At 63.4% G+C, this 14,036-nt stretch carries 13 protein-coding genes; 3 read left to right on the forward strand and 10 right to left on the reverse strand.

What is annotated here, in order from left to right; translation table 11 throughout:
- Positions 1–12 precede the first annotated feature (12 nt).
- The gene (locus HZZ13_RS25690) at positions 13–714 is read left to right on the forward strand and encodes a fumarylacetoacetate hydrolase family protein (RefSeq protein WP_197962292.1); all 702 of its coding nucleotides are present in this window, start codon (positions 13–15) and stop codon (positions 712–714) included.
- A gap of 72 nt (positions 715–786) precedes the next feature.
- On the opposite strand, the gene HZZ13_RS25695 is transcribed toward HZZ13_RS25690, so the two are convergent.
- The 6 genes from HZZ13_RS25695 to HZZ13_RS25720 all read right to left on the reverse strand — a co-directional run bounded on the left by HZZ13_RS25695 (position 787) and on the right by HZZ13_RS25720 (position 5,524).
- Entirely contained in the window at positions 787–1,245 is a 459-nt protein-coding gene (locus HZZ13_RS25695) for a YybH family protein (RefSeq protein WP_197962293.1), read from the reverse strand.
- Between the two features lie 13 nt (positions 1,246–1,258).
- Complete coding sequence (locus HZZ13_RS25700) at positions 1,259–2,188, reverse strand: aspartyl/asparaginyl beta-hydroxylase domain-containing protein (protein ID WP_197962294.1); 930 nt, start codon at positions 2,186–2,188, stop codon at positions 1,259–1,261.
- 143 nt (positions 2,189–2,331) lie between these two features.
- Positions 2,332–2,487, reverse strand: coding sequence for a hypothetical protein (locus tag HZZ13_RS25705; RefSeq protein ID WP_007612486.1), 156 nt, complete (start codon positions 2,485–2,487; stop codon positions 2,332–2,334).
- A gap of 152 nt (positions 2,488–2,639) precedes the next feature.
- Positions 2,640–3,299 (reverse strand): phasin family protein, encoded by a 660-nt coding sequence (locus HZZ13_RS25710; RefSeq protein WP_197962295.1) that lies wholly within the window; start codon positions 3,297–3,299, stop codon positions 2,640–2,642.
- Positions 3,268–3,930, reverse strand: coding sequence for a nucleotide-binding protein (locus HZZ13_RS25715; protein WP_197962296.1), 663 nt, complete (start codon positions 3,928–3,930; stop codon positions 3,268–3,270). Before HZZ13_RS25715 ends, HZZ13_RS25710 begins: the two co-directional genes overlap by 32 nt.
- Before the next feature lie 133 nt (positions 3,931–4,063).
- Positions 4,064–5,524 carry a flavin-containing monooxygenase gene (locus HZZ13_RS25720; protein WP_197962297.1) on the reverse strand — a complete coding sequence of 487 codons (1,461 nt, stop codon included), beginning with the start codon at positions 5,522–5,524 and terminating at the stop codon, positions 4,064–4,066.
- A 218-nt stretch (positions 5,525–5,742) separates the two neighbouring features.
- Here HZZ13_RS25720 and HZZ13_RS25725 point away from each other — a divergent pair, with 218 nt between their 5' ends.
- Positions 5,743–6,609 (forward strand): choice-of-anchor Z repeating domain-containing protein, encoded by an 867-nt coding sequence (locus tag HZZ13_RS25725; RefSeq protein ID WP_197962298.1) that lies wholly within the window; start codon positions 5,743–5,745, stop codon positions 6,607–6,609.
- 90 nt (positions 6,610–6,699) lie between these two features.
- On the opposite strand, the gene ahcY is transcribed toward HZZ13_RS25725, so the two are convergent.
- From ahcY to HZZ13_RS25740, 3 genes are all read right to left on the reverse strand, one after another.
- Entirely contained in the window at positions 6,700–8,121 is a 1,422-nt protein-coding gene (gene ahcY / locus HZZ13_RS25730) for an adenosylhomocysteinase (RefSeq protein WP_197962299.1), read from the reverse strand.
- A 121-nt stretch (positions 8,122–8,242) separates the two neighbouring features.
- The gene (gene metK, locus HZZ13_RS25735; RefSeq protein ID WP_172785319.1) at positions 8,243–9,439 is read right to left on the reverse strand and encodes a methionine adenosyltransferase; all 1,197 of its coding nucleotides are present in this window, start codon (positions 9,437–9,439) and stop codon (positions 8,243–8,245) included.
- Between the two features lie 60 nt (positions 9,440–9,499).
- Positions 9,500–10,855 (reverse strand): hypothetical protein, encoded by a 1,356-nt coding sequence (locus tag HZZ13_RS25740; RefSeq protein WP_197962357.1) that lies wholly within the window; start codon positions 10,853–10,855, stop codon positions 9,500–9,502.
- A 163-nt stretch (positions 10,856–11,018) separates the two neighbouring features.
- On the opposite strand from HZZ13_RS25740, the gene HZZ13_RS25745 reads away from it, so the two are divergent.
- A complete protein-coding gene (locus HZZ13_RS25745) occupies positions 11,019–12,737 on the forward strand; it encodes a caspase family protein (protein WP_197962300.1) in 1,719 nt (572 codons plus the stop codon).
- A 164-nt stretch (positions 12,738–12,901) separates the two neighbouring features.
- On the opposite strand, the gene HZZ13_RS25750 is transcribed toward HZZ13_RS25745, so the two are convergent.
- Complete coding sequence (locus HZZ13_RS25750) at positions 12,902–14,020, reverse strand: cobalamin-independent methionine synthase II family protein (protein ID WP_197962301.1); 1,119 nt, start codon at positions 14,018–14,020, stop codon at positions 12,902–12,904.
- Between the last annotated feature and the right edge of the window lie 16 nt (positions 14,021–14,036).

Genomic DNA, 14,036 nt, shown 5'->3' on the forward strand with positions numbered 1-14,036 from the left:
CGAGACCGCTCCATGAATGCCGCCTCCTACGTCATCCCGCTTCCGCCCCAGGCTTCGCTTCCCGTCGTCGGCGAGAGCGGCCGCTATCCGGTGCGCCGCATCTGGTGCGTCGGCCGCAACTATCTCGAGCACATCCGCGAGATGGGCAATGACGAGCGTGCCCCGCCCTTCTTCTTCGCCAAGCATGCCGACATGCTGGTGCCCGACGGCGCCACCATTCCCTATCCGCCGCTGACCAAGGATCTGCATCACGAGGTCGAGCTTGTCGTCGCGATGAAGAGCGGCGGACTGAACATTCCCGCCGACAAGGCACTGGACCACGTCTACGGCTACGCCGTCGGCATCGACCTCACCCGGCGCGATCTCCAGATCGCCTCGCGCAAGAAGGAGCGCCCGTGGGAGATCGGCAAGTCGTTCGACTATTCGGCGCCATGCTCCGCGCTGCAGCCGGCCTCGAAGATCGGCCATCCCTCCAAGGGCAAGATCTGGCTGACGGTCAACGGCAAGGAAGCGCAGAAGGGCGACCTCACCGAATTAATCTGGAACGTGCCCGAGATCATCTGGCAGCTCTCCCAGCAAGTGAAGCTCGCCGCCGGCGACATCATCATGACCGGCACGCCCGCCGGCGTGTCTCAGCTCCAACCCGGCGACAGGCTCGAATGCGGCGTCGACGGCATCGGCACGCTGAAGGTCTCGATCGGCCAGCCGGAATAAGGCTTGCTGCAGCTCGGACTCAAAAGGCCCCTGAATGGGGCCTTTTGCATGTCGATCGTGCACGCCGTCGAGCTACCAGGCCTTCACCGGCCGATTGGCGTGGCTCGCCTGCGGCACACCACGATTGAGCGACATGTGCGAATGCACGCACAGCCAGCCATCGCCGTTCCTCGAAAACACCATCGTCGCCCGGCCCGGGCGCGCGAACGTGCTGCCATCGGGACGATAGCCCGTGCTCGTCCATGGCGCGATCACGGTTGCCATCATGCCGTCCGGTGATGCCAGAACGGACATCTGCTCGAGGACGAAACGGAAGTCGGCCGTCTTCGGCCAGACGTTGTCCCATTGCGTCTTGACCCATTGATCGAGGCCGGGGATGACGTCGTTATGGGTACCGAAGGCGAGCACGTCCGGATGGAAGAGCGGCCGCGCCGAGGCGTAATCGACCTCGCGGACATAGCCGGCGAAGGTGTCCAGCCACTCACGGAAGAACTGTACGGTCTCAGCATTCGCGGTCGGCAAGGAGCTCATCGCGACGCGCCGATCACCGCACTGCCGACCAAACGATCAGGCCGAGGATCAGCGCCGTCAGCGAATATTTCAGCGTATAGTAGACGTTGCGGTTCCACTCCTTCACCTTGCGGCTGGCGAGGTGGATTTCGTAGAGCTTGCCAAAGACCTTGTTGAGCACGCCGACGTGCTCACCATCGACGTTCTGGGTCGCCGACGCCTTGACGATGTGATGGCTGACCCAGCGGTTGATCGCGGTCATGAAGCCGTACTTCATCGGGCGCTCGACGTCGCAGAACAGGATGATGCGGTTGACGTCGGTCGCATTTTCGGCGCTGTGGATGAAGGTCTCGTCGAACATGAAGGCTTCGCCATCGCGCCAGACGCATTCGACGCCGTCGACGAGGATCCGGCACTTGTTCGAGTTCGGCGTGACCAGGCCGAGGTGATAACGCAGAGAGCCGGCGAAGGGATCACGATGCGCCCCTAACTTGCCGCCCGGCGGCAGCATCGCGAACATCGCGCCATGCACGCTCGGGATCGACTTGAGCAGCTCCACCGTCTTCGGACACAGCGTGTTCGCCGAGGGCAGGAAGTCGTCGTACCATTTCAGGTAAAACCGCTTCCAGCCGCTCTTGAAGAACGAGTAAAAGCCCCAGTCGTTGTTCTTCGCCGCCGCGCGGATAAAACCTTCATCGAACAGGCGAACGGCCTCGTCGCGGATGGTCTCCCAGTTCTCGCTGAGGGGCTTCAGCTCCGGAAACTGATCGACCGAGATCACCGGCTTGTTCGGCACCGCCGAGCCCGCATACATCAGCACATTGTAAGGTGCGAGATAGGTCGAGTGATCGCCGAGCTGGCGCGCGAAGCGCAGCCGCTGCTTGCCGCGGAAGTGAACGTAAATGGTCGAGGCCGCAAGCACATACAAAATGACGAGCTGCGGCGCAAAAAGCTGTTTCAGCATTTCCCCAATCCCAAGTGACCCAGCCGAGGTGTCGTGTAGCCCGACCCGGCCCGAGCGGCAAGATATTCACCGGTGGGTTGCAATCACGCCGGGGAGAGCAAAGGGGATGGAACTGGGGCCAAAACCGGCCGAACCGAGCCGAATCAGGCTCGCGACAGGGCCTGCAGGCCCTTGAAGGTCAGGCGCTTGGGGTCGGTGACGCCGGCGAGGTAAAGCCGGCGGATGAAGGCGATGACGGCGTCGCGGTCGCAATCGGTCAGCGCGACGACGGCGTCGACCGCTATTCTCTGGGCTTCCATTGGGCTCACCTCGGCCTTGCGAGTAACCCCGGCCGAGACAGGCTAGGTCCGCTCAGTTAATTCGCCGTTAACCGTTCAGGTCCCATGGCCATTCGAGGGCCGTCCTTGAACGGCCGGAGCGAGAGGCAGGTTCGGCACTGCTGTCGCGCGAACTATTCGGGTCGAGGCTTGGCCACGTTCTGAGCAAGTAATTTCAGCACTTCGGTTTGCTTGAGGACCAGCTCGCACTGCTTTCGCGCATGCGAGCTCGACAGTTCGACGAATTCGGACAGCGTTTTCGCCTGCCCCACCTCCCGTACATACGCAAGGGTCGCGCCCGCGTTGACCTTCATCAGTTCGAGGACAACCGCACGGCACTCGGCTGCAGATCCGCGCGGGTCCAGCTTCTCGCCTCCGCCGGCAGCTGTTTCAGCCGCATTCGCGTCCTCGTCGGTCGGCCGCTGCGTGCGGGTAAGGTTCTTCGTGTAATCCAATGCGGCGTGCATGCTGAGCTTCAGGCCTTCCAAGACACGGGTCTGCATGTCCTTGGCGATCTCCACCGACATATCGATGGTGTCGACGGCATTGTCGGAATCGTTGGCACGTTCTACGTGCGCTCTTATCGCATCAGATGCGGCCGACGCACTAATCGAGGCCGGCGCCGCTGCTTGTTCGACGGACGGTCGATCTTGCCCAGAACTTACCTCCACGCTCGTGGACATTCCCAGCAGGCTTTTCTCGGCGCTCCGGCTCGCCGCCGCCGTCAGTTCCACGAGTGAACGCCGCTTGGCGCGCGCATCGTTAGCAGGCGATCTTGACCGCGTCTTGCTCATGATCCATCGGCTCCATGCCCAGATGCTGAGCGACCCAACTCCACAGGGCGGAAATTTCGGCCGAAGCCTTTCCCGTCGGAGCAAACTCGCTCACGCCCAATCCTGCCCCGAGCGCATCCTGGTGATCATTGCGCTGCGCGATGAAGGGAAGCGCCAGCAGGCCGAGCGAATTCAGCGAGGTCGCGGCCTCGCTGAGCCGGCCGCCGCGCGGCGGCGTCTGATTGAGCACGAAGGCAAATCGGCGATTGAGTTTGCGAATGGCAATCAGCGTCGGGATGGCAGCCTCGATGTCAGCCGGACTAGGGCGCGCCGGGATCAGACACAGATCGGCCCTGGCAATCGCCTCCATCGACAGGCTGTTGTTCGTAGCGGGGGTGTCGATGATCGCGAGCCATGTCCCGTCCGCCTCGAGGCGCGCGAGCACCGGCTCGACTTCGGCGGGATCGGCAACGCAATTGACGACAGGATAGCGGCTTTCTCGCCGCTCCTTCCATTTCGAGATCGTTCCTTGCGCGTCCGCTTCGATGAGTGCGACGCGCTCTGCGTGCCTCAGCGCAGCGACGGAAAGTCCGGCGGCCAGCGTGCTCTTGCCGCTGCCGCCCTTTTGCGTAACCAGAGTGAGGACGTACATGTCCTGCCGTCCCTCCATGGCAGCGAAGCGGAATTCGGACGCGGTCGGAACAAAGTTGCACACCGCGAAAATACACTACCGCAAGTCGCGATTCGCCTCAAGCAAGCGGCGGGTTCCCCGTAAGACACGGAGATCACGAATACTGCATCACGCCATCGTCGATCCGACCAAAGCGCAACGACACGATGTCGAGCGCGTAATTCTGATGGAGCCGCCAGGGACGCTTCGAGCCCTGCTTCGGCATTTTGGCGATCGAGCGCTGCACGTAGCCCGAGGTGAAATCGAGCGAAGGCTGCGCGGTGATGGTGGGATCGTCATTGTGCGGCATGCACTGGCGGAAATTGTGCCGGTCCATGTAGTTGATCAAGCGGCAGACATATTCGCAGGTAAGGTCGCATTTCAGCGTCCAGGACGCATTGGTGTAGCCGAAGGCCGAGGCCATGTTCGGCACGTCGGCATACATCATGCCCTTGTAGGTCAGCGTGTTGGCGAAATCCACGGGGTGGCCGTCGACGCTGACCTCGAGGCCGCCCACGACCTGGAGCACCAGCCCGGTCGCCGTCACGATGATGTCGGCTGCGAGCTCGCGGCCGTCCTTGAGGCGGATGCCGTCATGCGTGAAGGTGTCGATCTCGCTGGTGACGACGCTGGCGCGCTGCTCGCGGATCGCCTTGAAGAGGTCGCCGTCGGGCACCAGGCACAGCCGCTGATCCCAGGGATTGTAGCGCGGCGTGAAATGGGTCGCGACGTCGTAGTCCGGGCCGAGCGCCATCTGCACGCCCTTCAGGATGAGGTCCTTGACCTTCGCCGGCCGGCGCCGACTGAGCTGGAAGAAGAACATCCCCCACATCACGTTGCGCCAGCGGATCAGATGATAGGCGAGCCGCGCCGGCAGATTGCGGCGCAGCTTGTTGGCGACGGGATCCTGCGCCGGACGTGACACCACATAGGTCGGCGAACGCTGCAGCATGGTGACCTGGCCCGCCTTCTTGGCGAGCTCCGGCACCAGCGTCACCGCGGTCGCGCCCGAGCCGATCACGACGACACGCTTGCCTGCGTAGTCGATGTCCTCGGTCCACTTCTGCGGATGCACGATGCGGCCGGCGAAATCCGCCACGCCCTTGAACTCCGGCGTGTAGCCCGCTTCGTATTTGTAATAGCCCGAGCACATGAACAGGAAGTTGCAGGTGAAGCGCACGAACTCGGCCGCGCCCTCGCCAGAGCTGCGCTCGGCTTCCACCGACCAGCGCGCGTCCGGCGTCGACCACGCCGCGCGCTTGACGCGATGATGATACCGGATGTGCTTGTCGATGCCGTTCTCGGCCGCGGTCTCGCGCACATAGTTCAGGATTTGCGGCCCGTCGGCGATCGCCTTCGGGTCGGTCCACGGCTTGAACGAATAGCCGAGCGTGAACATGTCACTGTCGGAGCGGATGCCGGGATAGCGAAACAGGTCCCAGGTGCCACCGATGCAATCGCGCCCCTCCAGGATCACGTAGCTCTTGGCCGGACACTTGGTCTGCAGATGATAGCCGGCGCCGATGCCGGACAGGCCGGCGCCGACGATCAGCACGTCGAAATGTTCTTGTTGCATGACTTCCTCCGCCGGCGCGAATTGTCCGACCTGCTCCTTGGCCAGTCAATCCACAAGGCACTGTCTCGCCAGATCGGGTGCAGCGCGGCAAACTTCTTGGAAGGGCCAGAGCCCGATCACAGCGACAACAGAGGCAGCAATTGCATCGAAGCGATATATCTACTATAACGAGAGCTATTTCAGGCTGCTCTTTCAAATTCATTCAGATTGAGGTTGTCATGACAGATCTCACCGCGGATGGCGCTTCCGACCACGGTAACGCTAAGGCTGAATTGATCACGCCTCCCGCTATCCACACGGTCAACCTGATGGGTGCGCTCTACCTCATCATAACCGTCGTATTTTTCTATCTGCTCGTCGCGACATGGCCTGTCCTTGAATCCGACGGCCACTCATTCAAGAGCTTCCATATCTTCCTCTCGCGTCATTCCTGGGAACCCGACAAGCAGATGCTGTTCACCGTGATGGTCGCCGGGGCACTCGGCAGCCTCACGCACACAATGACGTCGTTCGGGGACTACGTGGGCAACCGCCAGCTCAGCACGAATTGGCTGTGGTTCATGATCTTGCGCGTGCCGATCGGCATGACGCTCGCCGTGCTCTTCTACTTCATTGTCCGAGGCGGTCTTCTTCTTCCGACTCTTTCGGCCCCGGGCGGGCCGGCGCCGACCAATTCTACTCTGCAATTGAATCCCTACGGTATGGCCGCTTTCGCAGCATTGGCGGGCATGTTCTCCAAACAGGCAACGGACAAGCTTGCCGCGGTGTTCGACGCTGTCTTCGCGATGAAGAAGCCCGTCGAGCGCGACAACCCTCTCACCGCGAGAGACGCCGAGCTCAAGGTTGCCCCGGCCAAGCTGACCCAGGGGAAGCCGGAAGAGTTGACTGTCACCGGGAGCGGCTTCCAGACCGAAACCAAGGCGACCGTCAACGGCAAGGACAGAACTTTCAAGAAATCCAGCGCAACCGAGGGCAAGATCGCCCTGCTCGAAGAGGACGTCCGCAACGTCGGCGAACTCGTCATCGTTGTCGTCAATCCCAACAAGGACGTGTTCAGGACGACGATTAAGGTGCTCGCCGCGTAGTCTCGCCGAGGGATTCAGCCTCGCGCATGCTGTCGGCAAGGAAGCCCCGGATCACCCGGGGCTTCTTGCGTTCCTGACGGACGCCGCGTCTCAGTACCGGTAATGGTCCGACTTGTACGGGCCTTCCTGCTTGACGCCGATGTAATCGGCCTGATCCTTACGCAGCTCGGTGAGCTTGACGCCGATCTTGGCGAGGTGCAGGCGGGCGACCTTCTCGTCGAGCGTCTTCGGCAGCACGTAGACCTTCTTGTCGTACTTGCCGTCCTTGTTGTTGGCGAACAGCTCGATCTGAGCCAGCGTCTGGTTGGTGAAGGAAGCCGACATCACGAAGGACGGATGGCCCATCGCGTTGCCGAGGTTCACGAGACGGCCCTCCGACAGCAGGATGATGCGGTGCTTGTCGGGGAACTCGATCTCGTCCACCTGCGGCTTGATGTTGGTCCACTTCAGATTACGCAGAGACGCGATCTGGATCTCGTTGTCGAAGTGGCCGATGTTGCAGACGATGGCGCGATCCTTCATCGCGCGCATGTGCTCGATGGTGATGATGTCCTTGTTGCCGGTGGCGGTGACGAAGATGTCGGCCCGCGGCGCGGCGTCTTCCATGGTCACGACCTCGTAGCCTTCCATCGCCGCCTGCAGCGCGCAGATCGGATCGACTTCGGAGACCATGACGCGGCAGCCGGCCTGGCGCAGCGAGGCGGCCGAGCCCTTGCCGACGTCGCCGAAGCCGGCGACCATCGCGACCTTGCCCGACAGCATCACGTCGGTGCCGCGGCGGATGCCGTCGACCAGCGATTCACGGCAGCCGTAGAGGTTGTCGAACTTCGACTTGGTGACGCTGTCATTGACGTTGATGGCGGGAAACAGCAACGTGCCCTTGTTGGCCATCTCGTAGAGGCGATGCACACCCGTGGTGGTCTCTTCCGAGACGCCCTTGATGTTCTTGGCGATCTCGCCGAAGTAGCCCTTCGGCTTCTCCTTGAGAAGGCGCTTGATCAGTGCGTAGAAGATCTCCTCTTCCTCGGAAGCAGGCTTGTCGAGGAAGGCGGTGTCGCCGTTCTCCGCACGGACGCCGGCATGCACCAGCATGGTGGCGTCGCCGCCGTCATCGAGGATCATGTTCGGCGTGCCGCCGCCATGCCAATCGAACAGCTTGGCCGTGTAGTCCCAGTATTCCGTCAGCGTCTCACCTTTGACGGCGAACACCGGAATGCCGGCGGCGGCGATCGCAGCCGCGGCGTGGTCCTGGGTCGAATAGATGTTGCAGGAGACCCAGCGGATGTCGGCGCCGAGCGCGGCGAGCGTCTCGATCAGCACCGCGGTCTGGATGGTCATGTGCAGGGAGCCGGCGATGCGCGCGCCCTTCAACGGCTGCTTCGGACCGTATTCCTCGCGGGTGGCCATCAGGCCGGGCATCTCGGTCTCGGCGAGCGAGATCTCCTTGCGGCCGAAATCGGCGAGCGAAATGTCCTTGACGATGTAATCGGTGAAGCCGGGCTTCGCGTTCATGGGGGGTTCCTGTTTGTTGGGCTCGTCATTCCGGGCGCTCGTCAAACGAGCGAACCCGGAATTCGTAAGGTTCGAGATTCCGGGTTCGCCGCTGTCGCGGCGCCCCGGAATGACGCAAGGACTAGAGCGCGCGCTTGAGCTGCTCGACGAGATCGGTCTTCTCCCAGGAGAAGCCGCCCTCGTTATCGGGCGTGCGGCCGAAATGGCCGTAGGCCGAGGTGCGCGCATAGATCGGCCGGTTGAGATCGAGATGGGTCCGGATGCCGCGCGGGGTGAGGTCCATTGCCTTGGCGGCGGCCTTCTCGAGCTGGTCTTCCGAAACCTTACCGGTGCCGTGGGTGTCGATGTAGATCGACAGCGGACGCGCCACGCCGATGGCGTAGGCAAGCTGCAGCGTGCAGCGGTCGGCAAGGCCGGCGGCGACGATGTTCTTGGCGACATAGCGCGCGGCATAGGCCGCGGAGCGGTCGACCTTGGTCGGATCCTTGCCGGAGAACGCGCCGCCGCCATGCGGGGCCGCACCGCCATAGGTGTCGACGATGATCTTGCGGCCGGTCAGGCCGGAATCGCCGTCGGGGCCGCCGATGTAGAACTTGCCGGTCGGGTTGATGTGCCAGATCGTCTTCGGGGTGATCCAGTCCTTCGGCAGCGCCTCGCGCACATAGGGCTCGACGATCTCGCGGACTTGGTTCGAGGTGAGGTCCGGAACCAGATGCTGGTGCGAGACCACGATCTCGCGCACGCCGACCGGCTTGCCGTTCTCGTACTGCACGGTGACCTGGCTCTTGGAGTCGGGACCCAGCACCTTCTCCTTGCCGGAGTGACGGGCTTCGGAGATCAGGCGCAGGATCTTGTGGGCGTAGAAGATCGGCGCCGGCATCAGATCGGGGGTCTCGTTGGTGGCGTAGCCGAACATGATGCCCTGGTCGCCCGCGCCTTCTTCCTTGACCTCGCCCGGCTGCAGCGCGTCGACGCCTTGGGCGATGTCGGCCGACTGCGGATGCAAGAGGATTTCGATGTCGCAGGTCTTCCAGTGGAAGCCTTCCTGCTCGTAGCCGATGTCCTTGATCGCGCCGCGCACGACGCTCTCGATCTGCTCGTTGGTCACCGACTTCGGGCCGCGGGTCTCGCCGGCGATCACTACTTTGTTGGTGGTCGCGAGCGTCTCGCAGGCGGCGCGGATCTGCCAGGGGTCGATGCCCGCCTTCGGCCCTTCACGGTAGAACAGGTCGACGATCTCATCGGAGATCCGGTCACAGACCTTGTCCGGATGGCCCTCGGACACGGACTCGCTGGTGAAGAGATAGGACGCGCGCATCAGTAACCCCTTGTTCCGCCGCTAACCGGCGGGCGTTTGCGATGTTTACTTTTGATGATGTCAATCACGCCGGCGCGAGATGACGTAGGATTCGTCGAGAAACCAGAGCCCATTGTACTTTCGCAGCACGTCCCTGGCGGCATCCAGAGTGCGGCCGTTTTGAGTCATTTCCGCCAATCGGTCGTCCTCAATCTGAGCGACATACACCGCCGCATTCCACGCTGCAAAGGCCGTCGAGGTCCCGATGGTGCCGGTGACCTCGTTGGGCAGCGCTTCCATATCATACCTGAAGATCGAACGGTTATCCGCGTATGCATTAAAATTTAAGTCGCGGCCCACCGATCCAAGTTCATACCTAACCGCACGCAGTAGCTCATGACGGCTGACGGAGAAAGGATTTTCTCCAGGCCAGATCGCCTGGATCATTTCCATGCCCGGATCCTGTCCGTGGGAGTGGATTCCGATCAGCCTGCCGCCCGGCCGAAGCGCCCGCGCCAGAGGTGCAATGATCCGTTTGGCCCGGAAATTGACCGATGACAGGGCCCGGTAGGGCTGGGATGCGATGACGAGGTCGAAATTGGCCTCAGTCTGGCCCGGCCGCGGAATGGTCGAATCCAGCAGGAACCTGTGGTCCTCGCGATAGAGCACGAGGACGACCGGCCGCTCGTAGAGCGGCATGGCCGTGCGCGGGCTGATCGCAGCGCGCCAGTTCTGCTCCAGAAAAGGCCTCAGCTCCGCGATCTGCTGCTCGAACTCGCCCGACGAAGCGCCGCGGAGCGGCACTTCGTGCCAGACGGTTGCGGCCGCGGCGGCAGGCGAAGCCGGCGTCAGCCAGGGCGCCTCCGCGTAGAACATGTTGGTGAACACGAACACCGATGCCGGGTGCTCGAAAATGCGGTCCGGCACCTTCTCCAGCGTCAGGCGCAGGTCCTCCAGGCTAAGCTCCTTGCCCGCGACGTAGAACGGCATGTGCGGAAAGCGCTGGTGCGTGGCGCGCAGCACCCGCGCCAGCACCGTGCCGTCGCCGACGCCAGCATCGAACAGGCGCAGCGCCGGCGGGCGCGGATGGATTGAGGCAAGCTCCAGCGCGACGCGATCCGCGATCACCCGCTTTTCGCTGCAGGTGTGGACGAACAGCAGGTATTTCTGGCGGTTCTCGAAGAAGCGGAAATTGCCGCGCGGATCGCGCTTTTCGGGGGGCACCTGAAGGCCCCGCGGCGGCGGTACGCCGCCGGCCATCGACGCCGCCATATAGGCCTGGATCCGCTCCAGCGTGTCGACGGTGATGCGCTTTCCCTCGCGCAGGCGATGCACCAGCTTCCCATCGTTCACCGCGCGCCGGCCGAACGTCGATTCCGCCATGTCCGCCTTGCGGCAGAACTCGGTGATCTGGCTCAGGATTTCGTCGTTCTTCATGAGTGGGATGGTGGTGGGCGGAGGCGTTGGGACCCACGTCTTAGCAAATTCTGCCCACTCAAGGAATAGCGGATGCGGGCCGAGGTGCTCGCGGGGAGCGCTGAACCCCTGCGGCTGGCCGGGCAACTAAAAAGCACCCCCTGCTTTTGCATGAGACACCACTATGCGCCGCCTCCTCGCCACGCTCTGCCTGCTCATTCTTGCGCACTGGTCGGGGCCGGCGGTGGCGCAGCCGCGCAACCAACTCGGCCCGCTCTGCACCACCGAGACCACGCCGGCGGACAAGATGGTCGACGCCTGCACCAAGATCATCGCGCTGAAGGTCTTCAAGGGCGAGCAACTCGCCACCGTCTATTTCTGGCGGGCGGTTGGCTGGAACAAGAAGGGCGACTACGCCAAGGTCATCGCCGATGCGACGGAAGCGATCCGGCTGCAGCCGAGCCAGGCGGTCTATAACCTCAGGGGCTCGGCCTATTACGACAAGGGCGAGTACGATATCGCGATCAGCGATTTCGATGATGCGCTGAGGCTCGGCCCGCCCAGCGGCACCATCTTCCACAATCGGGGCAACGCCTGGCGCGGCAAGCAGGATTATGCCAAGGCCATTGCCGACTACGACATGGCGATCAAGGCCGATCCGAAATCGGCATTCTCGTTTCAGAACCGTGGCATCTCCAAGGAAGCGCTCGGAGATCTCGACGGCGCGATCGCCGACATCAACCAAGCGATCCGACTCGATCCCTCGCTGCCGCAGCCGCTGATCAATCGCACCGCGATCTGGCGCGCCAAGGGCGATCTCGATCGCGCCATCGCCGACGGCAGCGAGGCGATCCGGCTCGCCAAGGAGAAGCCGCCGGTCAACATCATGACGCCGCCCAACAGCGTGCTGATCTCCGGCTACATCCATCGCGCGCTGGCCTATGAGGCCAAGGGCGACTACGCCCGCGCTGGCGAGGACTACAAGGCGACGCTTGCGATCGTGGCGTCTGACGCTGGCAGCAAGGCCAACCAGGCCACGGCACGCGTGCGCCTGTCGCTGCTGACGGACGCGAGCGCGCCGATCCCGCGCGATGCGCCCTCACCGACGACCCAGCCGACCTCCGCCCCAGCTCCGCAGCAGACCGACGCGGCACCGACACAGTCGCCGGCCCCGGCCGGCCGCGGCACGCGCATGGCGCTGGTGATCGGCAACGGCGCCTATGCCCATGTCAAGGCGCTGCCCAATCCCCCCAACGATGCGCGCGCGGTCGCCAAGAGCCTGCGCGACATCGGCTTCAGCGTGTCGGAGGGCGTCGATCTCGATCGCGCCGCGATGCAGAAGGTGACACGCGACTTTCTGCGCGCGGCCGCGCGGGCGCAGGTGGCGGTGGTCTATTATGCCGGCCATGGCGTGCAGGTCGACGGCCGCAACTATCTCATTCCGGTCGACGTCGCGCTCAAGCCTGGCGCGAGCCTAACGGAGGCGATGATCGACATGGACACGATCATGGCCGGCCTCGACGACCAGGTCCGCACCAACATCCTGATCTTCGATGCCTGCCGCAACAACCCGATGGCGCAGCAGGTCGCATCTGCCGGAAACAATCGCGGCATCGAGGGCGCCTCGGGCCTTGCCGCGCCGACGAGTCTCGGCACCGGCGCGACATTGGGGGCCGGCACGCTGATCGCATTCGCCACCGCGCCGGGCCAGGTGGCGCTCGACGGCGAAGGCGCCAACTCGCCGTTCTCCGCCGCGCTGTCGCGCCATATCGGCACGCCCGGGCTGGAGGTGCAGCAGATGCTCACGCGGGTGCGGGCTGAGGTGGTCTCGACCACGAAGAACAAGCAGGTGCCGTGGTCGAACTCGTCGCTGCTGGGCGAGGTCTATCTGGCGGAGAAGTGAGATGGTTTCGTGCCGCGGGCGCAGCGCTTCTTCAGCGGTGCGCTGCAGAGCCGGGGCCCACATCACCGAAGAGCAAGTCTAGCAGCATGGGTCCCGGCTCAGCGCAGCAACGCCAAGAGCGTTGCAGCGCGTCCGGGACACGAGCGAGGCTCGCCGCGTGAGCCTCAATTGCCCCACATTTCCTTCGCGATCTCGACCGCGAGGCGGAGCTTGGCCCACTGCTCCTCCTCGGAGAGGATGTTGCCCTCTTCCGTCGAGGCGAAGCCGCATTGCGGAGAGAGCGCGAGTTGCTCCAGCGGGGCGAACTTGGCGGCTTCTTCCAGACGGCGCTTGATGTCGTCCTTCTTCTCGAGCTCGCCGAACTTCGAGGTGATGACGCCGACCACAACGACCTTATTGCCCTTGGGCAGGAAGCGCAGCGGCTCGAAACCGCCGGCGCGGTCGGAATCGTATTCGAGGAAGTAGCCGTCGTAATTGGTGCCGGCGAGCAGGGTCTCGGCCACCGGCTCGTAGCCGCCCGAAGAAATCCAGGTCGAGCGGAAATTGCCGCGGCAGACGTGGGTCGTCACCACCATGTCGGCCGGCTTCTCCGCCAGCGCGTAGTTGATGATGCGGGCATAGATCTGCTGCAGGCCATCCGGGTTATCGCCGCGCTCGCGTGCCTTCTGCAATTCGTCCTGCGAGCAGAGATAGGCCCACACGGTATCGTCGAACTGGAGATAGCGGCAGCCGGCGTCATAGAACGCCTTCACGGCCTTGCGGTAGGTTTTGCCGAGATCTTCGTAGAAAGGTTCGAGATCGGGATAAACGTCCTTGGAGATCGACTTGCGGCCACCTCGGAAGTGGAGCACCGCTGGCGAGGGAATCGTCATCTTGGCGGTGACGTGGGCCTGGTCGGCGACCTTCTTCAGGAAGCGGAAGTGGTCCAGCATCGGGTGGCTGTCGGGAAAGTCGAGCTTGCCGATGACGCGGACCGCATCGTGACGGGTCTGCACGCCCGTGAACTGGATGCCGGTATCGGGGTGAAACAGCTCGCAGCCGGTGAGCTTGGCCAGGAAATCGAAATGCCACCAGGAGCGGCGGAATTCGCCGTCGGTCGCGAGCTTCAGCCCGATCGAGGCCTGCTTGTGGACGACCTTCTCGATCTCCATGTCCTCGATCTTGCGCAGATCGTCGGCCGAGATCTCGCCCTTTTCCAGCCGGCTACGGGCTTCCTTGATCTTGGGCGGACGCAGGAGGCTGCCAACTTCGTCGGCGCGGAAGGGGGCTTTGGTTCGCTGCATGTGTCACTCCCTGGAC

Source organism: Bradyrhizobium agreste, from assembly GCF_016031625.1.
Lineage (GTDB): Bacteria > Pseudomonadota > Alphaproteobacteria > Rhizobiales > Xanthobacteraceae > Bradyrhizobium > Bradyrhizobium agreste.

Excerpts from the sequence above, each read along its gene's own strand:
- HZZ13_RS25725 (WP_197962298.1), top strand. The coding sequence starts at position 5,743 with ATGACAGATCTCACCGCGGATGGCGCTTCCGACCACGGTAACGCTAAG.
- HZZ13_RS25700 (WP_197962294.1), bottom strand. The coding sequence starts at position 2,188 with ATGCTGAAACAGCTTTTTGCGCCGCAGCTCGTCATTTTGTATGTGCTT.
- HZZ13_RS25720 (WP_197962297.1), bottom strand. The coding sequence starts at position 5,524 with ATGCAACAAGAACATTTCGACGTGCTGATCGTCGGCGCCGGCCTGTCC.
- HZZ13_RS25750 (WP_197962301.1), bottom strand. The coding sequence starts at position 14,020 with ATGCAGCGAACCAAAGCCCCCTTCCGCGCCGACGAAGTTGGCAGCCTC.
- HZZ13_RS25715 (WP_197962296.1), bottom strand. The coding sequence starts at position 3,930 with ATGTACGTCCTCACTCTGGTTACGCAAAAGGGCGGCAGCGGCAAGAGC.
- HZZ13_RS25745 (WP_197962300.1), top strand. The coding sequence starts at position 11,019 with ATGCGCCGCCTCCTCGCCACGCTCTGCCTGCTCATTCTTGCGCACTGG.
- metK (WP_172785319.1), bottom strand. The coding sequence starts at position 9,439 with ATGCGCGCGTCCTATCTCTTCACCAGCGAGTCCGTGTCCGAGGGCCAT.
- HZZ13_RS25710 (WP_197962295.1), bottom strand. The coding sequence starts at position 3,299 with ATGAGCAAGACGCGGTCAAGATCGCCTGCTAACGATGCGCGCGCCAAG.
- HZZ13_RS25740 (WP_197962357.1), bottom strand. The coding sequence starts at position 10,855 with ATGAAGAACGACGAAATCCTGAGCCAGATCACCGAGTTCTGCCGCAAG.
- HZZ13_RS25690 (WP_197962292.1), top strand. The coding sequence starts at position 13 with ATGAATGCCGCCTCCTACGTCATCCCGCTTCCGCCCCAGGCTTCGCTT.
- HZZ13_RS25705 (WP_007612486.1), bottom strand. The coding sequence starts at position 2,487 with ATGGAAGCCCAGAGAATAGCGGTCGACGCCGTCGTCGCGCTGACCGAT.
- HZZ13_RS25695 (WP_197962293.1), bottom strand. The coding sequence starts at position 1,245 with ATGAGCTCCTTGCCGACCGCGAATGCTGAGACCGTACAGTTCTTCCGT.
- ahcY (WP_197962299.1), bottom strand. The coding sequence starts at position 8,121 with ATGAACGCGAAGCCCGGCTTCACCGATTACATCGTCAAGGACATTTCG.